Origin of the sequence: Gordonia iterans (genome assembly GCF_002993285.1) — a bacterium.
Lineage (GTDB): Bacteria > Actinomycetota > Actinomycetes > Mycobacteriales > Mycobacteriaceae > Gordonia > Gordonia iterans.
Genome location: NZ_CP027433.1, coordinates 2,603,356 through 2,629,344 on the forward strand (window position 1 = coordinate 2,603,356; position 25,989 = coordinate 2,629,344).

General features: G+C 68.6%; 26 protein-coding genes and 1 tRNA gene. 7 read left to right on the forward strand and 20 right to left on the reverse strand.

Going from position 1 to position 25,989, the window contains the following annotated elements; genetic code table 11:
* The first annotated feature begins 25 nt into the window (after positions 1-25).
* Positions 26-646: a TetR/AcrR family transcriptional regulator gene (locus tag C6V83_RS11935; RefSeq protein ID WP_234353703.1), complete on the forward strand. Its 621-nt coding sequence runs from the start codon at positions 26-28 to the stop codon at positions 644-646.
* Between the two features lie 15 nt (positions 647-661).
* On the opposite strand, the gene C6V83_RS11940 is transcribed toward C6V83_RS11935, so the two are convergent.
* Entirely contained in the window at positions 662-1,057 is a 396-nt protein-coding gene (locus C6V83_RS11940) for a LysR substrate-binding domain-containing protein (protein WP_234353704.1), read from the reverse strand.
* A 74-nt stretch (positions 1,058-1,131) separates the two neighbouring features.
* On the opposite strand from C6V83_RS11940, the gene C6V83_RS18755 reads away from it, so the two are divergent.
* From C6V83_RS18755 to C6V83_RS11950, 4 genes are all read left to right on the forward strand, one after another.
* The gene (locus C6V83_RS18755; protein ID WP_234353705.1) at positions 1,132-1,335 is read left to right on the forward strand and encodes a hypothetical protein; all 204 of its coding nucleotides are present in this window, start codon (positions 1,132-1,134) and stop codon (positions 1,333-1,335) included.
* On the forward strand, positions 1,296-1,811 hold the full coding sequence (locus C6V83_RS18760; RefSeq protein WP_234354030.1) for an EamA family transporter: 516 nt from the start codon (positions 1,296-1,298) through the stop codon (positions 1,809-1,811). Before C6V83_RS18755 ends, C6V83_RS18760 begins: the two co-directional genes overlap by 40 nt.
* Entirely contained in the window at positions 1,703-1,975 is a 273-nt protein-coding gene (locus C6V83_RS18765) for an EamA family transporter (protein ID WP_234353997.1), read from the forward strand. The genes C6V83_RS18760 and C6V83_RS18765 overlap by 109 nt, the downstream gene beginning before the upstream one ends.
* Before the next feature lie 542 nt (positions 1,976-2,517).
* The gene (locus C6V83_RS11950; protein WP_105942582.1) at positions 2,518-2,832 is read left to right on the forward strand and encodes a winged helix-turn-helix domain-containing protein; all 315 of its coding nucleotides are present in this window, start codon (positions 2,518-2,520) and stop codon (positions 2,830-2,832) included.
* A gap of 74 nt (positions 2,833-2,906) precedes the next feature.
* On the opposite strand, the gene C6V83_RS11955 is transcribed toward C6V83_RS11950, so the two are convergent.
* From C6V83_RS11955 to C6V83_RS11990, 8 genes are all read right to left on the reverse strand, one after another.
* Positions 2,907-2,980 (reverse strand) — tRNA-Pro (locus C6V83_RS11955).
* A gap of 67 nt (positions 2,981-3,047) precedes the next feature.
* Entirely contained in the window at positions 3,048-3,326 is a 279-nt protein-coding gene (locus tag C6V83_RS11960) for a GlsB/YeaQ/YmgE family stress response membrane protein (RefSeq protein WP_105942583.1), read from the reverse strand.
* A gap of 62 nt (positions 3,327-3,388) precedes the next feature.
* The gene (der, locus tag C6V83_RS11965; protein WP_105942584.1) at positions 3,389-4,837 is read right to left on the reverse strand and encodes a ribosome biogenesis GTPase Der; all 1,449 of its coding nucleotides are present in this window, start codon (positions 4,835-4,837) and stop codon (positions 3,389-3,391) included.
* On the reverse strand, positions 4,830-5,537 hold the full coding sequence (gene cmk / locus C6V83_RS11970) for a (d)CMP kinase (protein WP_105942585.1): 708 nt from the start codon (positions 5,535-5,537) through the stop codon (positions 4,830-4,832). The genes der and cmk overlap by 8 nt, the downstream gene beginning before the upstream one ends.
* On the reverse strand, positions 5,534-6,595 hold the full coding sequence (locus tag C6V83_RS11975) for a pseudouridine synthase (protein WP_105942586.1): 1,062 nt from the start codon (positions 6,593-6,595) through the stop codon (positions 5,534-5,536). Before C6V83_RS11975 ends, cmk begins: the two co-directional genes overlap by 4 nt.
* Before the next feature lie 9 nt (positions 6,596-6,604).
* A complete protein-coding gene (gene scpB / locus C6V83_RS11980; RefSeq protein WP_105942587.1) occupies positions 6,605-7,297 on the reverse strand; it encodes an SMC-Scp complex subunit ScpB in 693 nt (230 codons plus the stop codon).
* The gene (locus C6V83_RS11985) at positions 7,294-8,127 is read right to left on the reverse strand and encodes a segregation and condensation protein A (protein WP_105942588.1); all 834 of its coding nucleotides are present in this window, start codon (positions 8,125-8,127) and stop codon (positions 7,294-7,296) included. The genes scpB and C6V83_RS11985 overlap by 4 nt, the downstream gene beginning before the upstream one ends.
* Before the next feature lie 7 nt (positions 8,128-8,134).
* Entirely contained in the window at positions 8,135-9,001 is an 867-nt protein-coding gene (locus tag C6V83_RS11990) for a ParA family protein (protein ID WP_105943906.1), read from the reverse strand.
* Between the two features lie 337 nt (positions 9,002-9,338).
* Between C6V83_RS11990 and C6V83_RS11995 the strand changes: the two genes are divergently transcribed.
* Positions 9,339-10,763, forward strand: a complete 1,425-nt coding sequence (locus C6V83_RS11995) for a serine/threonine-protein kinase (protein WP_234353707.1) — start codon at positions 9,339-9,341, stop codon at positions 10,761-10,763.
* Between the two features lie 172 nt (positions 10,764-10,935).
* The gene (locus C6V83_RS12000) at positions 10,936-11,868 is read left to right on the forward strand and encodes an alpha/beta fold hydrolase (protein WP_105942589.1); all 933 of its coding nucleotides are present in this window, start codon (positions 10,936-10,938) and stop codon (positions 11,866-11,868) included.
* Between the two features lie 441 nt (positions 11,869-12,309).
* Here C6V83_RS12000 and C6V83_RS12005 read toward each other — a convergent pair whose 3' ends face one another.
* From C6V83_RS12005 to C6V83_RS12055, 11 genes are all read right to left on the reverse strand, one after another.
* A complete protein-coding gene (locus C6V83_RS12005) occupies positions 12,310-13,869 on the reverse strand; it encodes a DUF222 domain-containing protein (protein WP_105942590.1) in 1,560 nt (519 codons plus the stop codon).
* Positions 13,870-14,178: 309 nt separating this feature from the next.
* Positions 14,179-15,102: a site-specific tyrosine recombinase XerD gene (gene xerD / locus C6V83_RS12010; protein WP_105943908.1), complete on the reverse strand. Its 924-nt coding sequence runs from the start codon at positions 15,100-15,102 to the stop codon at positions 14,179-14,181.
* On the reverse strand, positions 15,099-15,719 hold the full coding sequence (locus C6V83_RS12015; RefSeq protein WP_105942591.1) for an NUDIX domain-containing protein: 621 nt from the start codon (positions 15,717-15,719) through the stop codon (positions 15,099-15,101). The genes xerD and C6V83_RS12015 overlap by 4 nt, the downstream gene beginning before the upstream one ends.
* 3 nt (positions 15,720-15,722) lie before the next feature.
* Complete coding sequence (locus C6V83_RS12020; protein ID WP_105942592.1) at positions 15,723-17,456, reverse strand: CTP synthase; 1,734 nt, start codon at positions 17,454-17,456, stop codon at positions 15,723-15,725.
* 85 nt (positions 17,457-17,541) lie between these two features.
* Positions 17,542-18,468, reverse strand: a complete 927-nt coding sequence (locus tag C6V83_RS12025; RefSeq protein ID WP_105943909.1) for a copper transporter — start codon at positions 18,466-18,468, stop codon at positions 17,542-17,544.
* A complete protein-coding gene (gene steA / locus C6V83_RS12030) occupies positions 18,468-19,652 on the reverse strand; it encodes a putative cytokinetic ring protein SteA (protein ID WP_199832656.1) in 1,185 nt (394 codons plus the stop codon). Before steA ends, C6V83_RS12025 begins: the two co-directional genes overlap by 1 nt.
* 109 nt (positions 19,653-19,761) lie before the next feature.
* Positions 19,762-21,522, reverse strand: a complete 1,761-nt coding sequence (gene recN, locus C6V83_RS12035; RefSeq protein ID WP_105942594.1) for a DNA repair protein RecN — start codon at positions 21,520-21,522, stop codon at positions 19,762-19,764.
* 4 nt (positions 21,523-21,526) lie between these two features.
* A complete protein-coding gene (locus C6V83_RS12040) occupies positions 21,527-22,492 on the reverse strand; it encodes an NAD kinase (protein ID WP_105942595.1) in 966 nt (321 codons plus the stop codon).
* 63 nt (positions 22,493-22,555) lie between these two features.
* Positions 22,556-23,380: a TlyA family RNA methyltransferase gene (locus C6V83_RS12045; RefSeq protein ID WP_105942596.1), complete on the reverse strand. Its 825-nt coding sequence runs from the start codon at positions 23,378-23,380 to the stop codon at positions 22,556-22,558.
* Between the two features lie 24 nt (positions 23,381-23,404).
* Positions 23,405-23,659 (reverse strand): hypothetical protein, encoded by a 255-nt coding sequence (locus C6V83_RS12050; RefSeq protein ID WP_105942597.1) that lies wholly within the window; start codon positions 23,657-23,659, stop codon positions 23,405-23,407.
* 7 nt (positions 23,660-23,666) lie between these two features.
* Positions 23,667-25,442, reverse strand: a complete 1,776-nt coding sequence (locus tag C6V83_RS12055; protein ID WP_105942598.1) for an HAD-IIA family hydrolase — start codon at positions 25,440-25,442, stop codon at positions 23,667-23,669.
* Positions 25,443-25,989: the final 547 nt, after the last annotated feature.

Below are 25,989 nucleotides of genomic sequence, written 5' to 3' on the forward strand. Positions count from 1 at the left end.
CGACGCGGTCACTAGACTCGCATTCGTGAGCGCGACCAGCGAGATCCCGGGCGACGGAGGCGGCCGCACGGGCAGGCGCCCGGGACAGTCCGGGACCAGAGCGGCCATCGTCGCCGCAGCACGCAGCCGTTTCGCCGAGGCCGGATTCGACCGGGCCTCGATCAGATCGATCGCGGCGGAAGCCGGAGTCGATCCCGCACTGATTCACCACTACTTCGGCACCAAGAAGCAGCTCTTCACCGAGGTGATAGCCCTGCCGGTGGACCCGGAGACGGCGCTGGCACCACTCGCCGACGCACCCCTGGACGACCTGGGCGAGACCCTGCTGCGCACCATCGTCGGCATCTGGGACTCCCCCGCCGGGACCGGCGCGATCGCCGCGTTGCGCAGCGTGCTGGCCGGCGGCGAGGATTCGTTGATCCGGTCGTTCCTGATCGACGTGGCCCTGCGCGGCGTACGAGCGCGGGTCGACGACGCCGTCGGCGACGGCGACGAACGGATCGCCCTGGTCGTGTCGCAGATGATCGGAGTGCTCGCGACCCGCAAGATCCTGCTGCTGGAGCCTGTTGCCAGCATGTCGATCGACCAGCTGGCCGTCGCGGTGGCACCGACGCTCCAGCGCTACCTCACCGGCGACCTCACCTGACCGCGCACGTAGGACTCAACTGTTCTCGTAGAGCCTGGTGACCGCGTCGATCAGTTCCGGCAAGCCCTCGGGACGGTCGTTCCGCCACCATGCCAGGTGTACGGGTATTCGGGGACCGTCCTTGATCTGCCGGTAGGTCACTCCTGGGCGCGGATGGTGGTGTGCCGTCGCCTCGGCGGTGGTGCCGACGCCACGGCCGGCCGCGATCGAATCGAGCCAACTGTCCACGTCCGCGGTCTCCACGAATCGCGGCGGGTGTTCGCTGCCGTGCCAGAGCGACTCCGTCGTCGAACCCGCCCGGGGATCGATGACGACGGTGCGCTCACCGATCTCAGCCATGGTCATGCGCCGGCGCCGGGCCCACCGGGCGTCGTCGGACGCGAAGGCGACGAGTCGTCGTTCCAGCCCCACCACAGCGGAGTCGAAACGCTGCTGGTCGACGGGCCGGTGCGAGCCAACCGGGCCGGCGCGTCGCAGGGATCGTCATGACCCTCTCCGGCGCGGCGTCGAACCAGACCGGAGCGGCCGTCGGCGCAATGGCCTTTCCGGTGATCGGACCGATCGGGGTGGTGGCCGTGCGCCAACTCGTCACGGCGCTGGTTCTGGTGCCTGCGGTGCGTCCGCGCGTCCGCGGTCTCACCCGCGCCCAGTGGGGCCGGTCCTGGGTCTGGCGCTGGTGTTCAGCGTGATGAACGTCTGCCTGTACGCGTCGGTCGAGCGGATCGGTCTCGGGCTCGCGGTGACTCTCGAGTTCCTCGGTCCGCTCGCCGTGGCGATCGGCGGGTCGCGCCGCGCCGTCGACGTCGGGTGCGCGGTCCTCGCAGGCGTCGGCGTGGTGATGCTGGCCGATCCCGGGCCCACCACCGACGTGATCGGCATCGCCCTCGGACTGGTGGCTGCGACTGCCTGGGCGTCGTACATCCTGCTGAACCGCTCGGCGGGCGCACGGCTGCCGGGGCTGCACGGCACCGCCCTCGCCGCGGGCGTCTCCACCGTCGTATGGCTCCCGTCGCGGTGGTCTGGTTCTCCGCCCACCCGCCGACACTCGCGGCACTGCTGCTCGCCGCGGCATGCGGCGTGCTGGCGTCGACCATCCCGTACGCGGTCGACCTGCTCGCCTTGCGGCGCATCCCCGCACCCCTGTTCGGCACCGTCACGAGCGTGAGCCCGGTGTGGGCCGCACTGGCCGGCTGGCTGTTGCTCCACCAAGCGCTCGGCATCCACGAGTGGGTCGGAATCGGACTGATCGTGACGGGGAACGTGGTCGTGTCGGCGCGCGGCCTCCAGCCGGATCGTGCCCGCGCTGTGGAGAGGGGCGAGCATCGGTAGCAGCCGCGGTCGGGATCACCTGACCGGAGGATCGGATGCGCTGTTCCCGAAGCCGCCGTCGCTGCCCTGGTGGACGCGACTGGGACGAGGGGCGCATCGGCCAGCGAAGCTGATCGCGGCGCGCCGGGTGGCGCCAACCCGTGACAGTCCCCTCAGCCCGGGGCTGTCACGGGCGCGTGTCGGATACGAAGAATCCCTGGTGAGAAAACCAGTCTCACCAGGGAACTCCTACGTCGGGCTGACAGGATTTGAACCTGCGACCACTTGACCCCCAGTGGGGCCAGGAGGTCCGGTCAGGTCCAGCCACGTCCGGTGTTGAGCGGGTCAGGGGCCGTCCTCCGGTCAGTTGATCCAGGCGAATCCGGCCACGTCCGGCGTCGTCTGTGAAACGTTCCGTGAAAGGAATCGGGAGGGCCGCCTTATCTTCACGTGAAGAAAAGGCGGACGCGGCACCACGCCAACGCGGGGACACCATCGCCGCCCGAGGCGTGGGCCTCTCCGAGCCCACCTACTTGCGGGCCAAGTCGGGCTAGAGTCCATGCATGGAGCTGACTCCTCAAACAACCCTGCGGAACTACCTACTCGTTGCGCTCCTGGAACTCGGTGGCACAGCACATAAACAAGCTGTTCTTGCGCAGATGAACGAGCGGTTTGGTAGTCGATTCACGAGCGATGACTGGCTCTCCCAGGACTCGAATGGCGAAACTAAGTGGCAAAACCAGACTGCCTGGGAACGCAACACGATGGTGGCCGAGGGCCTGCTGGAACCTTATGTCGCGGGCGTGACGACTAGAGGATTCTGGACTCTCACAGAGGCTGGGCGGGCGGCTGCGGAACAGGCCAGCACACGCACTTAAGTCGCCCGGCCACTGAATCTGGCACATATCTGGCACAAACGACTGTGACCAGCACATATGTGCTGGTCACACTGTCGGGCTGACAGGATTTGAACCTGCGACCACTTGACCCCCAGTCAAGTGCGCTACCAAACTGCGCCACAGCCCGTCGCCCCTCGCAGGGGCGGTGCTCCGCGAGCGGAGCGAGGACTACATTAGCGCACCCTCGCCCCGGATCACGAATCGCCCTTGCGACGGTCGATCCAGACCCAGATCGCGGTCACGATGAAGGCGCCGATCAGCGACCCGATGACGCCGCTGGGGCGGAACTGGAAGCCCTCGCCGCCGATGATGCTGCCGAGCGCACCGCCCACGAACGAGCCGATCACGCCCGAGGCGAGCGCCATCCCCCAGTTGATGCTCGACGGCTTGTTCACGCCGAGGACCCACTGTGCGATGGCGCCGATGATCATGCCCCAGAGGATGATTCCGATGATGAAGAAGCCGACGTCCATGCCCGAAGTATGGCACAGGCGCCGGCTCCCGTTCGCAGTCGGATCCCGGAGGCGGGAGCGCGCTACTTCTTGCGGTCCCGCTTGTCCCGGACGCGGACGTTCACGCGGACCGGCGATCCCTCGAACCCGAACTCCTCGCGCAGCCGGCGTTCCAGGAAACGCCGGTAGCCGGCCTCCAGGAACCCCGTGGTGAACAGCACGAAGGTCGGCGGACGGGTCGCGGCCTGCGTCGCGAACATCACGCGCGGCTGACGGCCGCCGCGCACCGGCGGCGGCGTCGCGGCGATGACCTCCTTGAGCCAGTTGTTCAGGCGACCGGTCGGGACGCGCTTGTCCCACGACGCGAGCGCCTGCTCCATGGCGGGCACCAGCTTCTGCACGGCGCGGCCGGTGGTCGCGGAGATGTTCACCCGACGAGCCCACGGCACCCGCGCCAGTTCCCGGTCGATCTCCTTCTCCAGCTGGTACCGGCGGTCCTCGTCGACCAGATCCCATTTGTTGAAGACGACGACCAGGGCGCGTCCGCTGTCGATGATCATCGACAGCACGCGCAGGTCCTGTTCGGTGATCGGCTCGCCCGCGTCGATCAGCAGCAGCGCCAGCTCGGCCGAGTCCAGCGCCGCCCGCGTGCGCAGCGAGGCGTAGTACTCGTGACCGGTCGCGGTCCGCACCTTGCGACGCAGGCCGGCCGTGTCCACGAACTGCCACGGCTTGCCGTCCAGCTCGATGATCTCGTCGACCGGGTCGACGGTGGTGCCCGCGACGTTGTCGACCACCGAACGCTCTTCTCCCGCCAGCCGGTTCAGCAGCGAGCTCTTGCCGACGTTCGGCTTGCCGACCAGCGCCACCCGGCGCGGGCCGCCCTCGCGGTACGTCTCGCGCGGGGTCTCGGGCAGCTCAGCCAGGATCGTGTCCAGGAGATCAGCGGTCCCACGTCCGTGCGACGCGGAGATCATGTGCGGCTCGCCCAGCCCGAGCGACCACAGCACCGCTGCGTCGGCCTCGGCCCGCTCGCTGTCGACCTTGTTGGCCGCCAGGATCACCGGGGTCTTGGATCGCCGCAACACCCGCGCCACGGCCTCGTCGGTGGCCGTCGCGCCGACGGTGGCATCGACGACGACGACGATCAGGTCCGCCGTCCGCATGGCGTACTCGGCCTGGGTCGCGACAGCTTGCTGGAGGCCCTTCGCATCCGGCTCCCAGCCGCCGGTGTCGGTGACCATGAAGCGTCGTCCGGTCCAGTTCGCCGGGTACGAGACACGATCCCGCGTGACGCCGGGGATGTCCTCGACCACGGCCTCGCGGCGTCCGATGATCCGGTTCACCAGCGTCGACTTGCCCACGTTGGGCCGCCCGACGATGGCCACCACCGGCAACTTCTCGGCCGTCGCCTCGACATCGCCGTCGGCGAACTCCGACAGGTCCCAGTCGGACTCGTCGGACCACGTGCCGTCGCCCGGCAGCGCACCTTCGACGGGGATCGCGGCGTCGTCGAACACCTCGTCAGACATCACGTACTCCGATCCGCTCGCCGACCAGCTCGGTCAGTCGGTCGAGCACTTGCTCCAGGGTCAGGTCGCTCGTGTCCACCAGAATCGCGTCCTCGGCCGCCCGCAACGGGCTGACCGTCCGCGTGGAATCCAGGTGGTCGCGCCGGTTGACGCTGTCGAGTACCTCGGCGAGGTCGCTCGAGCGCCCGGCGTCCAGGTTCTGCAGATGACGACGCTGTGCCCGCGCCTGCGGCGTCGCGGTGAGAAACACCTTCAGCGCCGCGTTCGGGAACACGACGGTGCCGATGTCCCGGCCCTCGACCACCAGGTAGGCGTCCACGGCGTGACCTCGCTGCACGGCGACCAGCTTGTCGCGGACCGACGGATTGGCCGAGACCGCCGAGACGTTCCGGGTCACCTCGTCGGTTCGGATCTCGCGAGAGACGTCCTCACCGTCCAGATGCACGACGGTCCCGCCGTCGGCGCTCACGCTCACCCGGATCTGCGCGGGCGCCACCACCGCGGCGACCGCGGCGTCGTCGTCCGGCGCGACTCCGGCCCGCAGGACGACCAGCGTCGCCGCGCGGTACATCGCTCCGGTATCCAGGTACTGCGCCCCGATCCGGTCCGCCAGCAGCCCGGCGACCGTCGACTTGCCGGTGCCCGCCGGGCCGTCGATCGCGACGACGTCCAGGACACTGCTCTCCGCAGGCGCACTCACATCGCCACCGCCTTGTACAGCGCGCCGATCTCCTTGCTGTCGAGCACCCGAAGGCTGCCCGGCCGCTGCTTGCCCAGCGCGATCGGTCCGATGTCGGTGCGCACCAGTCGCTGCACCGGGTAGCCGACCTCGGCGAGCATGCGGCGCACGATCCGTTTGCGGCCCTCATGCAGGATCAACCGCACCAGCGACTCGCCCTGATGCAACTCCAGCACCGAGAACTCGTCGACGGAGGCGGGACCGTCGTCGAGCTCTACGCCGCCCTTCAGGACGCGGCCGAGTCCACGCGGCACCTGACCGCGCACGGTGGCGAGATAGGTCTTGGGCACCTCGAACGACGGATGCATCAGCCGGTGTGCCAGCTCGCCGTCGTTGGTGAGCAGGATCAGGCCCTCGGTCTCGGCGTCCAGGCGTCCGACGTGGAATAGGCGCTGCCCGGCCATCACGCGCTCGGCGACCAAGTCGCCGATGCACGGGCGGCCCTGCTCGTCGCTCATGGTGGACTGCCAGCCGCGCGGCTTGTTCAGTGCCAGGTACTGCTTGGTTTCGTCGACGACCACGCGTGCTCCGTCGACCTTGATGATCGCGGTGTTCGGGTCGATCCGCAGGCCCTGCTCGACGACGATCTCGCCGTCGACCTCGACGCGCCCGGCGGCGATCAGTTCCTCGGCGCCGCGCCGCGAGGCCACTCCGGCAGCGGCGAGCACCTTCTGCAGGCGCATGCCGTCCTCGACGTAGGTGACACCGTCGCCGGCCACGTCAGCGACCTGATGGCGTGCGGGTTTGGCGTTGTTGAGACGACGCCGGCCCGAATCCGCGTCGGGCCGCGACCCCTTGCGGTGGGGTTTGCGCGACGACGGCTGCTGCCCGGGACCGCCGGGGCGGGCCTGCCCGACACCCTTCTTGCCGACACTCTTCGTGCCGGCGCCCTTCTTGCCTGTGTTCTTCTTGCCTGCGCCGTGCGCAGCGCCGCTCTTCTTGGCGCCGCCGGGCTTGGCGCCCTTGGCTGCTGCGCTCTTGCGCTTGTCCGGTCTGCCGTCTCGGCTAGCGGGGGTCATGACTATCCTTCAGTTTGGTTTCTCGTCCAGCGCCTCAGCGGCGAAGTCCTTGTTCGATTCTGCCGGTCGGGCGCTGAGTTTGGCGAATCGCGGATCGTCGAGCAGTTCGTCGCCGAGATCGTCGATCACGTCGACGTCCGGCAACAGCGGCGCCAGATCGGGCAGCTCGGCGAGCGAGGCCAGTCCCAACCGCTCCAGAAAGAGTTCGGTGGTGGAGTACATGGTCGCGTGGGTCTGCTCGTCGGTGCCCGCCTCGCTGATCAGTCCGCGGGCCAGCAGGGTTCGCATCACACCGTCGACGTTCACTCCGCGGATCGCGCTGACCCGGGCGCGCGTCACCGGCTGCCGGTAGGCCACGACGGCGAGCGTCTCCAGCGCCGCGCGCGTCAGTTTGCTGCGGGCGCCGTCCAGCAGCAGGTTCTCCACATACGGCGCGTACTCGGCGCGCGTGTAATACCGCCACCCGTCGCCGGCGAACCGCAAGTCGTGACCGCTACCCGACTCGGTCAGGTCGGCGGCGATCCGGTGCAGCATGTCCCGGACACGAACGCGGTCCTGGTCGACGACGGTGGCGAGCTCTTCGGTGGAGATCGGCGAATCCACCACCAGGAGCACGGCTTCCAGCGCGCCACGCAGCTCGTCGTCGTCGAGGAGCCTGGCTTCCTCGTCGCTGATCGTCGGGTCGTGATCGAGTTCGCTCATCCGTAGTCCTCTGCCTTTTCGATCGCCTTCTCGATATGCGCCTCGTCGGCCTCGTCGGTCCAGCCGACCCGGAGCTCGGCGAGCGCCTCCTCCTGCTCGAAGCGCACCGCGCGTTCACGGTAGAGCTCCAGCAGGCCGAGGAAGCTGGCGACCACCTCGATTCCGTTGGTGCAGTCGGCGACCAGCTCGGAGAAACTGAGGCTTCGTCCGCGTGCTGCTTTCAGGAGCACGCCGATCCGCTTGGCCTGCTCCGGGACCGACACCGGGGAGCCGTGAAGATGGTCCAGACCGACCGTCGGCTTCGGCTTGGGCACCATGGCCGCGGCGGCGATCTCGGCGAACCGCGCGGCGTCGACGCCGAGATTCACCTCGGGCAGCAGATCCGCGTAGCGGTCCTCCAGCGAGACCGCGCGCGGATAGCGTTGCAGCGCAGCGGCTTCCAACTCCGCGAAGAGTGCCGCGACCTGCTTGTACGCGCGATACTGGAGGAGCCGGGCGAACAGCAGGTCACGCGCTTCGAGGAGTGCCAGATCCTCTGGATCGTCCACCTCGCCGGACGGCAACAGCCGCGCGGCCTTGAGGTCCAGCAGGGTGGCCGCGATCACCAGGAACTCGGTGGTCTGCTCCAAGTCCGCACCGGAGCCGAGCGCCTTGGTGTACGCGATGAAGTCGTCGGTGACCGTATGCAGCGCCACCTCCGTCACGTCGAGCCGATGCTGGCTGATCAGATTGAGCAGCAGGTCGAAGGGGCCGGTGAAGTTGGTGAGCTTCACCTCGAACCGTGCGGGGACTTCCGCCTCCGCGGGAGTCACCGCCACGTCGTCGTTCATCGGCGGACTACTGCGGCTCGTTGCGCGCGATGACCTCTCGAGCGAGATTCCGGTACGCCGTCGCGCCGGCCGAGGTGGGCGCCCACGACGTGATCGGCTCGCCGGCGACGGAGGTCTCCGGGAATCGCACGGTGCGGTTGATCACCGTGTCGAAGACGGCGTCGCCGAACACCTCGACCACGCGCGCCATCACGTCGCGCGAGTGCAGGGTCCGCGAGTCGAACATGGTGACGACGATGCCGCCGAGTTCCAGACGCATGTTGAGGCGGTCGTGCACCTTGTCGATGGTGTCGGTCAGCAGGGCCAGGCCGCGGAGGCTGAAGTACTCGCACTCCATCGGGATGAGGACGTTGTCGGCGCAGGCCAGCGCGTTGACGGTCAGCAGACCGAGCGACGGTTGGCAGTCGATCAGGATGTAGTCGTACCGGTCGGCGACCGGGTGCAGCGCCCGGGCCAGCGCCTGCTCCCGCCCGACCTCGCTGACCAGCTGGATCTCGGCGGCCGACAGATCGATGTTCGACGGCAACAGGTCGAGTCCGTCGACGCGGGTGCTCAGCAGGACGTCGTCGGTCGCCGCGTACGGGGCCACGAGGAGGTTGTGCACGGTCTCGTCGAGTTCATGGTGCGGCACACCGAGTCCCGCCGAGAGCGCCCCCTGCGGGTCGAGGTCGACCAGCAGGACGCGTCGCCCGGCTTCGGCCAGCGCGGCGCCCAGGTTGATGGTGGTCGTCGTCTTCCCGACGCCGCCCTTCTGGTTGCAGACGGCGATGATCGTCGCCGGGCCGTGCTTCTCCTTCGGGCGAGGCTCGGGAATCGCGCGATAGGGACGCCCGGTGGGGCCGAGTTCGGCGCCCTCGGTGCCCTCCAACGGCAGCTGACCGGTGGCTTTGGGCGTATTCGGGCTCACCTGACTCCCAGCTCCTCCCCGGCGAGACCTCGCCTGACGACCGCGGACGTCGCCCGCCCGCTCGTGAATCACCCTAATGGTAGTCGGCACATCGCCGGGCGCCGTCGAGGCGCTCCCGGGTGATCCACGAGAACCCCGGACAAGGAGACAGGTAGTGCGAGGTCCCCACCCGCGACCCCGTCTCGGCTCGACACTAGTGGCAACGCAACGGGGACCGTGGGCGCAGATCGACCTGCCGACGCCGTGTGCACTGAGCATCGGTTCTTCGAGCGACATTCACGAAGATCTGACAGACTCCACACTCGTGGACTTCACTGAGATCGCGGGCTATACGGTCATCCGCCAACTCGGGGCTGGCGGCATGGGACAGGTCTTCTTGGTCCAGCATCCACGTCTGCCGCGGCACGACGCTCTCAAGCTCCTCGACGCCGGTGTCTCACGAAACGGCGATTTCAAGGCCCGCTTCCAACGCGAAGCGGACCTTCTGGCGCAGCTCTCCCACCCGAATGTCATCACGTTGTACGACCGAGGGGAGTTCAACGGGCGCCTCTGGATCACGATGGAGTACGTCGACGGTACCGACGCAAGTGAGCTACTCGATAGCCGAGGGCCGCTTCCGCTGGATCTTGCCCTCGCGCTCGTGAGCGGAGCGGGCGCCGCCCTTGACTACGCCTGGCGCAAGCAGCGGATCACCCACCGCGACGTCAAGCCCGCAAATATTCTCGTCGCTTTCGACGACGGCAAGATCGAAACGGTCAAGCTCGCTGATTTCGGAATCGCGAAGGCCGCAGGTGAGTCGACGTCGCTCACGTCAACCGGGTTCACCGTGGGCACGATGAACTACATCAGCCCCGAGGCTATTGAAGGCGATCAGGTGGACAACCGCTCAGACGTCTACTCCCTCGGATGCACCGCCTATCACCTGCTGACCGGCCGACCACCGTTCGCAGCGACGACGATGACCGCGCTCATGGCCGCACACCTCAGCCGGCCGGTCCCGGCGATCACCTCCATCGCACCGGACCTGCCTGTTGCATTGAACGACGTGTTCGAAACTGCCCTGGCGAAAAGCCCCGGCGACCGCTTCGGGTCGTGCGGAGATTTCGTGGAGTCGCTCTCTGCCGCAGCGGTCGGCAACAGCCCTGAACCCGCGCACGCCAAGACGATCACTGCCAACACAGCCGCGCGTCAGAGCACTGTAGCCGCGAACACGTACAGCGCACCGCCCGAGAAGGTCGGCTCGACAGTTCCTCGGACCTCCAGGATCACCTCCATCCTTGGCGTCGCCGCGGTGATCCTCGCCCTCGCCGTTGCGGTCGCCGCCGGGCGGCTAGTAGCCCAGAAACAAGAACCGGGCGACCCGAAAGCAGCGGTTGCGACGGCCAGCACCACAACGATCACAAGATCCACAGTCACCATCAGCTCGACACGGCCCACTCAGACACCGACGACTCCGATCGCGACTGTCACGCAGCCTCTCCCAACCACACCTCCGGCGCCGGTCGAGGGGCAGCCCTGCAACCCGTCCACAGACACACGTTCGCCGGACGGAAGACTCTCCTGCAGCGGTCTCGATGGTGTCTGGCGGGACATGAGTTACCAATCGAATCCCCCAGTCCAGTGGAACGCTCCCTGCAACGAACCCGGTTCCCGGGCCCGGGTCCAGAACACCGACGCCGTCGTCACGTGTAAACCCGCGTCGTCTGGCGGTTATGCGTGGCAACCCTGATCACGCCCACGTAGGACTCCGCCATCCGCTCGACGCGGTACAGACGCCGCGGAATCGCGCATTCTCACCTCGCCGATCCGCGGATCGGCGCGCTGAGAGCGCGGATCCGCGGTATCTCGCTCAGGTTCGCCCATAGGATCAAGGACGAACCCCACCGAGAGGAACACCGAGAATGGCATTGCGCGAGATCACCTTCGAGTCCGCGAACGGACGCGACCGGATCCACGGCTGGATCTACAGTCCGGCCTCCGAACCGAAGGCGATCGTGCAGATCGTGCACGGGCTCGGCGAACACTCGCGCCGCTACGTGCACATGATCTCCACGCTGCTCGACGCCGGATTCGTGGTCGCCGCGGACGATCATGCGGGCCACGGCGCCACCGCCGTCGACTCCGGTGTCTGGATGGACACCGGTGAGAACGGTCGAGTCGCCGTCGTCGAGGACGAGCGCACCCTGCACGACCACGCCGTCGAAGCCTTTCCCGGACTCCCCTACTTCGTGTTCGGCCACAGCTGGGGTTCGATGATCGCCCGCGGGTACGCGGCGACGTACGACGCCGACCTCGCCGGCCTGATCCTCTGCGGTGTCGCCGCGCAGATCGAGGGCATCGACAAGACACTGGATCGCGCGGCGCTCGCCGCCGCGGTGGACGCCGGCAAAGGCACCGACTCCGGCCTGGAGTACATGGGTGCGCTGTTCGCCGGCATGATCGACCGCTTCCCCGACGCGACCGTCGGCAACGAGTGGATCGCGCTGGACCCCGGCGTCCTTGCCGACCACGCGAGCGATCCACTGAACGCCCTCGCCGACCCGATGAGCATGCGCTTCGTCGACGACTTCGTGAACCTCTACGACGCGGTGAACGAAGGCTGGGCGGAGGAGATCCGCTCAGACCTTCCGGTGCTCATCGTCGCCGGCGACCAGGACCCGGTCGCGAACTACGGAGAAGGGGCCTACCACGTCGCCAACGCCCTCTGGAAGAGCGGCAACCGAGACGTGCGAACCGTCGTCTACCCCGGCGTCCGGCATGAGATCCACAACGAACCGTCCACTCGCGAGGCCGTTGAACAGGAAATGATCACCTTCGTCGACACGCACCTGTAGTCAGCCACCCTCGCCCACGATCCTGCAGATCTACGGTCGCTACGAGTGCAAACCTACGGCAGGAATACTTGGAAAACTACGGTTGTCGCGCTGCAAGACTACGGTGACGAGTCGGCGGGGTGCTGACAGCGACCCGCACAACCCTCGATCGCGCGGCATCGAAGTGAACCTCTACGGAGCTCCGGTGAGTGCACTCTGGGCGCCGGTGTGACTGCCACGGCACCTCATGCACGGACATCGCCGACCTCAGGACGACACCGGGTCCGTGCGTTCGACGAGCCCAGGCAACGAATGCCGGCCAAGTAGAACCGCTCAGACTGCTTGGTACTCATCGAAACCGACAGCGCAGCCGCGGACCCGACAAGAGTCGTGACTCAGCCCCGGGGTCCGACCACTCGCCCTCGACGACATCCAGCGATTCCCCGAACTGAGCAGCCGCGCTCAGTACGGGGGTGGGGTGTCGTCGTCGAACATCGGCGCGATGGTCTTGACCGGACCGCTCTGGGCGGCACGACGATGCTCGGCACGCAACCGCATCCGGTAGGCGTGTTTGGCCTCGAGCCGGGTGCTCGTGCGCATCGGTTCCTCACCCGCGACGGGCACACCGGGCACCAGCGGCTCGCCGTGCGTGCACGGGATCAGCCCCAGATCGGGCAGCAGCCACGTGTTGAGGGCCTGACTACGCACGGTGAACCCCTCCGGGGTACTCACCTCGGTCCAGATCACTCCGTGCGCATCGATCACCTGATCATCGAGCCACCCCTCACCGAAAGTCTTGATCAGATGATGGAACTCGCACTTCGGGTTGAGGTTGCAGAAACACGTCGCCCCACCCGCCGCCGGATCGGCATGATTGTATTCGCACACATGATCCAGATCGCACCGCCACGCCTGCCGACTACACCCCGGCCAGGTGCACTGACCGAACAACGTACGCACCGCCACCTCACACGCCGCGGTCGGCCGATACCGATCCGCGGCCCGCGCGGTGGCCTTACTCAGCTCGGCCAGATCAAGCGCGCGGACCGCGACGTCCTCACGCGCGACGATGTCGCGCACCAAGCCGGCGTCGATGGCGCCGTAGCCGTCGAGCACCCCCGGCTCATCCCCGCCCTCCAAAGTCGAACCGGGACACACCACATGCACCACCAGACGCGCACACCGCGCGTCGATCTCCTCCTGACTCAGGCGCGCGGCGCAATCATCGGCACCGCACGCACACGTGAACGCCACCCCTTTCAACCGCGCCAACGCCGCCGCACTGCGCCGGGCCGCCACGCTCCGCGGATCGTTCTCGCACACCCCCGCCGCAGTAGCCTCGACCCCGGCCTCGGCCTGCGCGACGTCCTCACACGAACCGGTGATCGCGATCGTCGCCATGTCACCACCGACCGGAAACGACTGCACACGCTCAGCGGCCCTGGCCTGTTCACGGTCCCGCCGCGCACCCTCGGGATCGATCCGCCGCACCACCGACCGCGCCGTCTTCTGCGCACGAGAGTTCGACACCGCCCCCAGCTCCCGCAACGCCTGCGCGAGCGTCAGGTCGATCAACGCCAGCAACTCCCGATCAGTCACCGCCGCAGTCTCGAACACCAACAAACTGAAGGTCTGCACCGACACCACCCCGTCCCGCAACAGCTCACCGCAGTGCGGAATACGATCACGCGCCGCCTCAGCCCGATCGACCATCGCCTGCGCGCCCCCGCTACCGACCGACAGACCGACCTGCACACGCGCCGCCACCATCGTCCGCGGCTCCAACACACGATGCGCCTCACGATCGGCGTCCGCATCAGCAGCCCAACCCACCGCCAGATCCACCATCTCCGCGATCGCCATATACCGGCGCCACATCAGATACGACTCCCCCGCCCGCGTATCACACACCACACGCAGAAAAGCGTTCATCTGATCCGGCTCCGCCAACCCCTCCGAGACCGGCCCGATCCCCACCGCCGACAAATCCATCGCCGCCCACGCCGTCGTCCCCCCACTCATCCCCAACACCCCCGAATCGCTCGTATGTTCGATCAAGAACAGTATGCCTCAGGGGTACGACAGAACAGATCTCCGCACACCATGGAACCGCCCCGTATGACGTGGGGGTTTCGACACGGGCTCCTTCGTCGCCCGGCTCAACCAGCGAAGGGAATCGATTCGAGCGGGAAGCGAACCCGCCCGGCTCAACCAGCGAAGGACATCGATTCGAGCGGGAAGCGAACCCGCCCGACTACACCAGCGAGAGGTGCCGACTCTAGCGGCACGAGAGAAGTCGCCCGGCCCGGCCCGCGGGAGCGTCGGCGTCGGCTATCGCGCGCGGGGGTGCGCGGTGGCGTACACCTCCCGCATGGTGTTCACCGTGACCAGCGTGTACACCTGGGTGGTCGTCACAGAAGAATGGCCCAGCAACTCCTGCACCACGCGCACGTCCGCGCCGCCGTCGAGGAGATGGGTGGCGAAGCTGTGGCGGAGGGTGTGCGGGGAGACTTCCTTCTCGACGCCCGCGCGTGCCGCCGCATCGACCAGCACCTGCCACGCGCTCTGGCGCGACAGCCGACCGCCGCGGATGTTCAGAAACAGGGCCGGGGTCCCCTTCTTGGCCAGCGCCGGACGTCCGCGCACCAGGTAGGCGTCGACGGCCGCGATCGCCGGTCGCCCGACCGGCACGATGCGCTCCTTGCCGCCCTTGCCGCGCAGCACCACGGCGCGGTGCTCGGTGTCGATGTCGTCGACGTCCAGCGCCGTCACCTCGGAAATCCGCGCACCGCAGCTGTACAGCAGTTCCAGCAGCGCACGATCGCGAAGCGCGCGTGGGTGATCCGGCGCTCCAGCCGCCTCGAGGATCGCGAGCACCTCGTCCACGGCGAGTGCCTTGGGCAGTCGCTGCGCCGGCTTCGGCGGACGTACCGCATGCGCGACGTCGTCGGCGACGATCCCCTCCGCCGCAGCGAACTTGTGAAATCCCCTGGTCGCCACCAGAGTTCGCGCCACTGACGAGTCCGCGAGCGGCGGAACGTCCCGCTCCGGGTCTCCCCTGCGCAGAGCCACCAGGAACTCCCGCACATCGGCCTCGGCGACCTCGCTGAGCGTCGAGATTCCCCGCGAGGCCAGAAAGTCCTTGTACCGCACCAGGTCGCGACGATACGACGACACCGTGTTGGCCGCAGAACCTCTCTCCACCGTCAGGTGGTCGAGATAGCGCTGCACCGCGTCGTCGAGTCGGGCGATCACGTCCCGAATCTCCGCGGGCGATCGGCCCACGGCGCATCCGGGGCACGCAGCTGCCCACCGCGGACATCTGCCGCGGCGACGGCGAGCACCCCGGCGACCGCGATCGCATTGACCAGTTCCCCGCCGAGCGCGGCGGTCACGGCCTCGTCGAGCGTCAGCCAGCGGAGTGCGAGATCTGCTTCCTCGTGCTCGCGCTCGCCGCCGTCGACCTCGAACAGATCCTCGGCCAGGAACACCCGGATCGCCTCGTCGGTGAACCCCGGCGACGAGTCCAGGTCCACCAGCGTGCGCCAGGACCGCGCAGCGAGCCCCGCCTCCTCCGCGAGCTCCCGCTGCGCGGCCTCCACCGGTGACTCCTCCGGTCCCCCGTCGAGAAGGCCCGCTGGAAGTTCGAGGAGCCGCCGCCCGATCGGATGCCGATACTGCACGACCATCGCGAGCCGTCCGGCCGCGTCGCGGGCGACGACGGCGACCGCGCCGTGCTTGGCGACCACCTCGCGATGCGCCGTCTCGCCTCCGGGCATCACGACCTCGTCGCGGCGCAACTCCAGGATCGCACCGGAGTACAGCGTCTCCGATCCGCGGACGGAGAACTCGTGCGCACCCGGGACAGCCACCTGTTAGACCTCCGAGCCGGTGTCGGAGGCCCCTATGCCGGTCGGGTCGTAGCCTTCGAGCTTGACTGGAAGCCGTTCGGCGGCTTTGTATTTGAGCGCTGCTTCGATGAACGCTGAGAAGAGCGGATGCGGCCGTGTCGGGCGGCTCTTGAGCTCAGGGTGTGCCTGAGTCGCCACCAGGAACGGGTGGACGTCACGCGGGTATTCGACGAACTCGACCAGAGTGCCGTCCGGCGACGTGCCGGAGAACTGGAGGCCGGACTCGGCGATCTTGTCCCGATAGGCGTTGTTCACCTCGAAGCGGTGCCGATGACGCTCGGTGATCTCCGTCGCCCCGTAAGCACGAGCGACGACGCTGCCCGGCGTGAGGGACGCCGGGTACGAGCCCAGCCGCATGGTGCCACCCAGATCGGCCTCCCCGGAGACCGCCGCTTCCTGGTCGGCCATGGTGGCGATCACCGGGGCGGCGGTGTCCGGATCGAACTCGGTGGAGCTCGCATCCGTCAACCCGACCGAGCGCGCCGCCTCGATCACCACACACTGCAGGCCCAGGCACAGACCCAGCAGCGGAATCCCGTTGCCGCGCGCGTAGGCGATCGCACCGAGCTTGCCCTCGATGCCGCGGATGCCGAAGCCGCCGGGGATCATGATCGCGTCGACGTCGCGCAGCGCATCGTGTGCGCCCGTCGGCGTCGCGCAATCGTCGGACGGCACCCAGACGATCTCGGTCCGCGCGTAGTGCGCGAAACCGCCGGCCCGGATGGCTTCGGTCACCGACAGATAGGCGTCGGGAAGATCGATGTACTTGCCGACGATGGCCACCGTGACGGTCTCCCGCGGGGAGTGGACGCGGTCGAGCAGATCGCCCCACACCGTCCAGTCGACGTCGCGGAACGGCAGGCCGAGCTGGCGGACCACGTAGGCGTCGAGTTGCTCGGAGTGCAGCACCTTGGGGATGTCGTAAATGGACGGGGCGTCCGGCGTGGAGATCACGCCGTCGATGTCGACGTCGCACATCAGCGCGATCTTCTTCTTCAGCGCCTCGGGTACCGGGCGGTCGCACCTCAGAATCAGCGCGTCGGGCTGGATGCCGATGCTGCGCAGGGCGGCCACGGAATGCTGCGTGGGCTTGGTCTTCAGCTCGCCCGACGGCGCCAGGTACGGCACCAGCGAGACGTGCAGAAAGAAGACGTTGTCCTTGCCCAGGTCGTGCCGGATCTGCCGAGCCGCCTCGACGAACGGCTGCGACTCGATGTCGCCGACGGTGCCGCCGATCTCGGTGATCACCACGTCGGGAGCCTCACCGCTCGCGTCGGGCTGGTGCATGGCGAGCATGCGTTCCTTCAGCTCGTCGGTGATGTGCGGGATCACCTGCACGGTGTCGCCCAAGTACTCGCCGCGCCGCTCCTTGGCGATCACCGTCGAGTACACCTGGCCGGTGGTCACGTTGGCGGAGCCGCTGAGATCGCGGTCGAGGAATCGCTCGTAGTGCCCGATGTCCAGGTCGGTCTCGGCGCCGTCCTCGGTCACGAAGACCTCGCCGTGCTGGAAGGGGTTCATGGTGCCCGGATCCACGTTGAGATACGGGTCGACCTTCTGCATCGTGACGCGCAGACCGCGCGCGGTGAGCAATTGACCGAGGCTCGACGCGGTCAGCCCCTTGCCCAGGGAAGACGCGACACCTCCGGTGACGAAGATGTGCTTAGTTCCTGGCTGCTGATGGCGCAGTGATCGCAAACTGAATGCTCCCGTCAGGGGTGAATACCTACGGGATTCCAGGCTATCAGCATCCGCCCGGCATCGAGACCGACACTCTCCCCGATCAGCGCGTCGGCTCGGTGACAGTGATGGACGACGCACCCGCGCCGGTTCCGTACGCGCCGGACCTGCCCTTGGTCTCGGCGTCCAGCGCCAGCACCGCGGTGACCCGTCCGGTCTGCTCGTTCACATCGTCGACGGTGGACAGCGACCCGCTCAGACCCGGATCGGCGCGGACGACGGCGACGGGCGAACCTCCGTCTGCCGAGCCGGTGCGCCCGGCCAGCACGCCGCCCTGACCTCGGTTGGCCAAAGCCGCCGACAACCGTGCGACGAGCTGGCCCTGCGTTCCGGAATCGGCAGGCAGTTCCCCGCCGGTCACGACGAGCGCCAGTCGCGCCGCCTTCACCGTGCCCTCGGCGTACTCGAGGAAACCGCCCTCGCGCAACGCCTGCAGCGCGTCGACCCGATCGCTCTCGGCCACCGGCCGCGCGCCCGCACGAGACAGAAGGGCCACCCCCAGCAGATCGCCGACCCGGGAACCGGAGTCGGTGTAGTCAGTCCGCAGCTGCTGTCCTGGTGGGATCGACTGGTCGACGATGGAGGTGACCGTCGCGGCGCTCTCGTCCTTCAGTAGTTTGTCGGTGAGTCCGAGCTGACCGGAGAACACGGCCCCGGCATCGCCCAGCAGCCCCTTGAGCGCTTCCACATCGGACTCGGCGGCGTTCGGTGTCGTCACGATCACCACCGGCTGGTCTTTGAGGATCCCGCCGATCAGCTGCGGCGTGATGCCCTCGATGAAGCCGTTGTCGACGTTCACCTGCCGCGCGAGCGCGTCGCGCTCGTCTTGCACCGTGCCCAAGCGGTCCCGTTCGGTACCGGTCAGCGCGCCCAGCCGGTCGCCGATGTATCCCGAACCGAGGAACAGTCCCAGTGCCAGGGCGAGGAAGACCGCGATCAGCGAGATCGCATGCTGGCGCAGTGAGATCATCAGCCGCCGGCCCCCAGGCCGCCGACCCACCCGGTCACGTTCTCCCACTGCTGGGTGAACCACTCCCCGATGCCGCCGCCCGACCCGGTCAGGACGAGCGCGGTGATCAGCACGATCAGCGCCGCCAGCAGGAGCATGGCGATCACCGCGCCGCCCACCCGCGTGCGGTACAGAGTCGAGACCGCCTTGGCGTCGACCAGCTTCTGGCCGACCTTCAGCCGGGTGAGGAAGGTCGACGGGATCTGGTCGCGACGCGTGCGGTCGAAGAAGTCCTCCAGCGATCCACCGAGGCCCACGGTCACGATCAGGTCGGCGCCGTGGAAGTCGGCGAGCAGCAGCGCCAGGTCGCCGGCCGATCCGACGGCGGGGAACGTCGTGGCGCCGATGCCGAGATCCTGGATGCGCTCGAGTCCGGAGGCGTGGCCGTCCGGGTCCGCGGGCAGCACCAGTTCCGCGCCGGACTTGAGGGTGCCGACCTTGAGGTCGTCGGGGTCGCCGACGATCACGGCAGGCCGGTAGCCCGCCTTCATCAGAGTGTCGGCGCCGATGCCCACACCGATCATGATCGGCTGGTACTCCTTGATGAACGGCTTGAGCGCCTTGAGGTCTGCGACGCGGTCCGAGCCGTCGCCGACCACCACCACGTGCCGGCCCTCCAGGTCGACGTTCAGCTCGGGTACGCCGACCCCGTCGATCAGCAGCGGCGACTCGCTGCGGATGAACTCGATCGAGTTGCCGGAGAACGCTTCCAGGTGATCGATCAGGCCGGTCTTCGCCTCGAGCATGCGATCGGCGACGGCCCGCTCGTCGAGCGTCGTGCCGCGGGCGACGACGCGGTCGCCCAGATACAACCGGTCGTCGTGCAGGCGCACCTTGGCACCCTCCTTGACCCGGGCGAAGACCTCGGGCCCGACGGCGTCGAGGAGCGGGATGCCCGATGCCGCAAGGACTTCCGGACCCAGGTTGGGATATCGGCCGGTGATCGACGGCGATGCGTTCACCACCGCGACCACGTCCGCCTCCACGAGTGCATCCGCGGTGAGGCGGTCCAAGTCGACCTCGTCGAGCACGACGACGTCGCCGGGACCGACGCGCCCGGTCAGCCGTTTGGTCTTCTTGTCGATCCGGGCGATCCCGGTGATCCCCGGCAGTTCTTCGGTGCGGCGGTTGAGCAGAGCTGGCATCCTCATGCCCCGATCCTGGGCCGTCGCGGGGGATATCACACGGAGGCGCGCCGTAACAATGGCAACTTTTGTCACAAGTAGATCAAGAACAATCTCAGTCACATCTGACTCAGGAGTGTTCGGTGCGCACTGCTTCCGCCGTCTGCAGCAGTTCCTCCGCGTGGGCGCGACCGGTCTCCGAATCGCCCAGACCGGCCAGCATGCGAGACAGTTCCGACACCCGCTCGTCACGGTCCAGCGCGGTGAGCGTAGAGGTCTGGCGTCCCTTGGCGCCGCCGCCCACCTTGCCGATCACGAGATGATTGTCGGCGAACGCCGCCACCTGCGGCAGGTGTGTCACCACGATCACCTGGTGCCGCCGAGCGAGCCGGGCCAGCCGGGCACCGATCTGCACGGCGGCGGCGCCGCCCACGCCGGCGTCCACCTCGTCGAACACCATCACGCCGCCGGCATCGGGTTCGGCCAGCACGACCTCGAGTGCGAGCATCACCCGGGAGAGCTCGCCGCCCGAGGCCGACTTGGCGATGGGCAGTGGCCGGGCGCCCTGGTGTGCGACGAGGCCGAACTCGACACGGTCGGCACCGTCGGGTCCGGCCACGGTACGGTGTCCGTCCACGGTGATCTCCAGCCGATCGTCGTCGGCCCCGATCAGCTCGACGGTCACGGCCAGTTCGCTGCCGCCCATCGCCAGGCCTGCCAACTCGGCCGACACCTTCTTGGACAAGGTGCCCGCCGCGCCGGCCCGGAGCCGGTGGAGCTTGGCGGCCAGCTCGGCCACGGCCGACCGCTCGGTCTCCGCGCGCGCTTCGAGCTCCTCGATCGAGGATTCCGGATCGTCGATCTGGGCCAGGCGAGTCCGGGCCTGGTCCGCCCACGCGATCACGCCGTCGATGTCCGCGGCGTACTTGCGCGTGAGAAGCTTCAGCTCGCCCTGGCGGTTCAGAAGCGCATCGAGATCGTGGGCGTCGTTCGGCAGCCCCGCCAGGTACGCCGACAACTCCTCCCCGATGTCGCCCACCACCACCAGTGCCTCGGCGACCCTCGGCAACAGTTCCCGCAGGACGTCGTCGTCGGCGGACTCCAGGAGCGAACGGACCGCGCCGAGCCCGTCGACGACGCTGCCGTCCATGCCACCGTCCCCGGCGATCGCGCGGTGCGCACCCGCCGCGGCGGCCCGCAGGTCTTCGAGGTCTGTGAGGCGGCGGATCGTCGAGATCAGATCGGCGTCCTCGCCCGGCTCCGGCGACACCGCGTCGATCTCTTCGAGACCGAAGCGGAGACGGTCGGCTTCCTGTGCGAGCTCACGCGAGTCCGACCGGCGGCGCTCGACCTCGTCGAGCGTGCTCAGCCATCGGCTGCGGGCGGCCCGGTACTTGGCCAGCAGCGTTCCAGCCTTGGCCCCGGCGAACCGGTCGAGCGCGGCACGTTGCTGGTCGGATCGCGCCAGGCGTAGCTGGTCGTTCTGACCGTGGATGGCCAGGAGCTCGCCGGTCAGCTCACCGAGTGTCGCAGCCGGCACCGAACGCCCGCCCAGATGTGCACGCGAGCGGCCGTCGGCGTTCACCGTCCGGACTGCGATGACGGTGTCGTCGTCGTCGAGTTCTGCGCCGGTAGCATCGAGCACCTCGGTGATCTGCTCGGGTCGCGTCTGCGCGGGCGGTAGCCGGAATCTGCCCTCCACCACAGCTCGCTCGTCGCCGGTGCGGACGCGGCCGGCATCGGCGCGCGCCCCCGACAGCAGCCGCAGACTCGTCACGATCATCGTTTTGCCCGCGCCGGTCTCACCGGTCAGGACGGTGAACCCGGGTGAGAATTCCGCCGCCGCGGATTCCAGCACACCGAGTCCGCTGATCGAAAGCTCTTCGAGCACGGGTTCACTGGCTCCTTCCGCGCCACCCTGTCACGGGCAGCGAGAACTTGGTGACGAGGCGGTCGGTGAACGGCTCGGCGCCGATCCTGACCCACTTCAACGGTCGCGCGGCCCGGCACACTTCGACGCGCGCCCCCGCGGGCACCTCCAGGATCCGCCGCCCGTCGCACAGCGCGACCGCCGCACGACCGTGCGCGTCGACCTCCACGGCGATCCGCGAGCGCGGACTGGTCACCAGCGGCCGGGCGAACAGCGCATGAGCGTTGCTCGGCACCACCAGGATCGCCTCCAGATCCGGCCACATCACCGGCCCGCCGGCGGAGAACGCATACGCGGTCGACCCGGTCGGCGTGGAGATCAGCAGGCCGTCGGCGCCGAATGCGGACACCGGGCGGCCGTCGACCTCGGTGACCATCTCCAAGACGCCGTTGTGCGACCGGTTCTGGATGGCGACCTCGTTCAACGACCACGATCTGCCCAGCAGGCCGCCCCGGTTGTTCTCGATCACCGAGACGTCGAGCACCATCCGGTCTTCGAGCCGGTAGTCGCGGGCCACCAACCGATCGAGCACCTCGTCGATGACGTGGGCCTCGGCCTCGGCGAGGAAGCCGATGTGTCCCAGGTTGACGCCGAGCAGCGGCACGCCCGCGGGATAGGCCAGCTCCGCCGCGCGCAGGAAGGTTCCGTCGCCGCCGAGGACCAGAACCAGCTCGCAGCCCTCGGCGCTCCCGGAATCGGCGTGAACCACCTCGACGTCGACTCCGGTCGCCCGCAACCGCTCCGGATCGACCGGATGCCACGGCAGATCGGGGGCCTCGGACGGAAGGCGGGTGTCGTGATGGAGCACCCGGAGAGTGATGCCCGCCGACGCACACCGGCGGCCCACGGTATCCAGGGTGAGAGTCACTTCGTCGCGGCCCGTATGAGCGACGACGAGGAAGGTCCGCCGTGCCGGAGCGTCGACCGTCATCGTGTCCTCCCTTGCCTGCTCTTGCGGGGTCTGCTGTTGCCGGGTCTGCTACTGCGGGATCTGCTACTGGGGGCCGCGTGCGACGGCGGCATGAATCTGTTCAACGGTATCGTCCGCCTCCGACAGGCCCGTCGCGGCGTCCGGTTTGTGCAGCCAGAGGAAGTACTCGACGTTGCCGGACGGCCCGGGCAGCGGGCTGGCCTCCACGGCACGCATCTGCAGCCCCTGTGCTGCGGCCGCGGCGGCGACCGCGGCGACGGCCTCGGTCCGCAGCTCCGGATCCCTCACCACTCCGCCGGCGCCGACGCGATCCTTGCCCACCTCGAACTGGGGTTTGACCATCGGCAGATAGTCTCCCCCGGGCCGGAGACAAGCCGCGAGCGCCGGCAGCACCAGTTTCAACGAGATGAACGACAGATCCGAGACGATCAGGTCCACCGACCCGCCGATCTGGTCGGGTGTCAGGTGACGCACATTGGTGCGGTCGTGCACGTGCACGCGGTCGTCGGTCTGCAAGCGCCACACGAGCTGCCCGTAGCCGACGTCGACGGCCTCGACCTCGGCGGCCCCACGCCGCAACAGCACATCAGTGAAGCCGCCGGTGGACGCTCCCGCATCCAGGCACCGGCGCCCCTGCACGACGAACCCGAGCGGGCCGAACGCGTCCAGGGCGCCGAGCAGCTTGTGCGCACCGCGCGACGCCCACTCCTCCGACTCGGTCTCGGTGACGAGCACCGGCGTGTCTCGGCCGACATTGGTCGCCGCCTTGGTCGCGACCGTCCCGTTGACTTTCACCTGGCCGGCATCGATCAGCGCCCGGGCCTGCTCGCGCGAGCGCGCAAGCCCCCGGCGGACCAGTTCCGCATCCAGTCGGGCACGTGCGGCCATCAGCGCGCACGCCCGGTGTCGTGCTCAGCCACGGCCGGCGTCCTCGAGCGTCTCGGACAGGAGCGCGTGCGCCCTGGTGAGGAGTTCGGCCTGCCGGGCGAGCGCCGCGAGTGAAAACTCACCGTCGCCGGCCTCACGGATCGCCGCCACCTCGGACAGGATCTCGCCGACCTGGCCGGTGACGGGATGGTCCGCGGGATCACCCGGTTCCGCGGTCGCGCGGGCTGCCCGCGCGGCGAGGACCGCCGGGGACGGCATTGACGAAGGGGATCCGGTCATATCGTGTTCAGGCTAGCGCACTGCCCGCCGGTCGGCCGGTCAGGCCGAGGCGGTCAAGGAGCGCACTCGTCTCCGCGTCACCGCTGCTGATCCGCAAGTCGAGACCTCCCACGTCCGCGGTCCATACCGCGTGGCAGAGCGCCGGCAGCAGCGAAGGGAGGTCGGTCTCCCCTTTCGGGTCCACCGTCACGCGATGTTCGGCGACGGTCACCTGCCAGCCGGGCTGCCTCCCGATCCGCAGCGACGACGCAGGCGCCGAAATCCCGGTGAGGTCGCCCACCACGTAGGTCGGGCGACGTTCCGGTGGCGCCATAAGCAGTGCACGCGCGGTCGTGACGCCGGTGAGGACCAGCAGACTGTCGATCCCGACGGCGTTGGCACCTTCGATGTCGGTGTCGAGCCGGTCGCCGATCAACAACGGACGCCGGCTCCTGCTCCGCGCCAGCACCTCGCGCATGATCGGCGCCGCCGGCTTTCCGGCGACCGCCGGCGCGGCCCCGGTCGCGGTGGCGACCGCCGCCACCATCGAACCGTTCCCGACCAGCAGTCCGCGTTCCGTCGGCAGCGTCGTGTCGGTATTCGTCGCCACCCAGAGAGCACCGCGTGCCACGGCCAGCGCGGCTTCGGAGAGTTCGGCCCACCCGGTGTCCGGGGAGTGTCCCTGGATCACCGCCGCGGGCTGGTCGTCAGCCGACGCCACGGGCTCAAGTCCCACCCCGGCGATTTCCTCGCGGAGCGACGACGCTCCGACCACCAGGACCCGAGCACCCGCAGCCACCCGCTCGGCGACCAGGCGCGCACCCACCTGCGCGCTGGTCACCACCTCGTCCGGCGATGCGGCGAAACCGAGTGCGCCGAGGTGCGCGGCCACCTGCTCGGCGGAGCGACTGGCGTTGTTGGTCACGTAGTACCGGGGTCGCGGCTGACGGTCGACGAGGTCGACGGCACCCGGAAGCACGCTGCGGCCCTCGTACAGGGTCCCGTCCAGGTCGAGGAGGAGAGCGTCGTACTCCGTCAGCAGCGGATCGTCGTCTGCAGTCTCTTGGACGGGCGCCGGGACGACGACGTCGTCCAAGCCCTCAGCAAGCAGCTCTTGCAGGGCGAACTCTGCATCGGTCGCATCGTCGACGTCCGCGGCCGCCGCATTCTGGTACCACGTGAGGGCGTCGGCTGTGCGGCCCGCTTCGTACAGCGCCCTGCCGTAGGCGCTGAACAGACGTGCCGCCTCGGTCCCGGTGCGGCCCGCTCGCAGATCCTGCCCGGCCAGCACCCGCACCGCGCCCTCGGCGTCCCCCAAGTCGAGGTGGGCGCCGGATTCGACGATCGCCATCTCGACCGCCTCCTCGCCGATCAGCGCCTGCCCCTCCGGACTCTGCGCCACCTCGACGGCACGTTCAGGACGTCCTAGACCGCGTTCGCAGTCAGCGATCAGCGGGAGAAGGGCGCCGCCGTCACCGGAAATCCGCCGAGCGGCACGCAACTCGGCGATCGCCTCCTGCCACTCGCCGGCGTAGTAGGCGGCAATGCCGGCGGTCTCGCGTACCACGCCGACCCGTGCGGCGCGCGCCCGAGCCGCACGCGCATGTTCCAGCGCAAGCTCCGGATCCTCGGCCAGAACGTCACCGACGACGACGAGGTGCCGCGCCACTCGGTCGGCAGTCGACTTGTCCAGGCCCTGAAGGTCGCGACGAACCTCCGGATCGAGGTCGGCCGCCTTCACCTCGTCTGGAATCGACGGACCCGAGTCGCCGTGACCCTTCTCTTGCGAACCGCGCTTCGTCATCCCACCAATCTATTCTGACCTGCACCTCATCCCGAAATCCACCGCCGCCCGACGTGCAACCGATCCCTCTCGATGGTTGAGCGAGCGAAGCTTCCGATGGTTGAGCGAGCGGAGCCTCCGATGGTTGAGCGAGCGACGCGAGTCGAAACCACGCCGTCCGCGCTCTGCCGCACGCCTGGATCGGTGTACGCGACGGTTGTGGGACGGTCGCGACGGTCGGCTGTGGGAGCGACGGTCGGGTGTGTCGCTGGTGTGCTCGGTCGTCGCGGTCGTGTGCCGAGTGTCGCAGCTGCCGGGGCGAGTGGGGGTGGGTGGTTTCGACTCCGGCTCACTGCGTTCGCCGGGCTCAACCAGCGAAAGACCAGTCTCGCGTCTAGCCGGCGCACCCGACCGTGGGGTGGGCCGCCGTTTCGATGGTTGAGCGAGCCCCCGTTTCGATGGTTGAGCGAGCCCCCGTTTCGATGGTTGAGCGAGCCCCCGTTTCGATGGTTGAGCGAGCGGAGCGAGTCGAAACCGGACCGTACGACGCTCCCTCGATGGTTGAGCG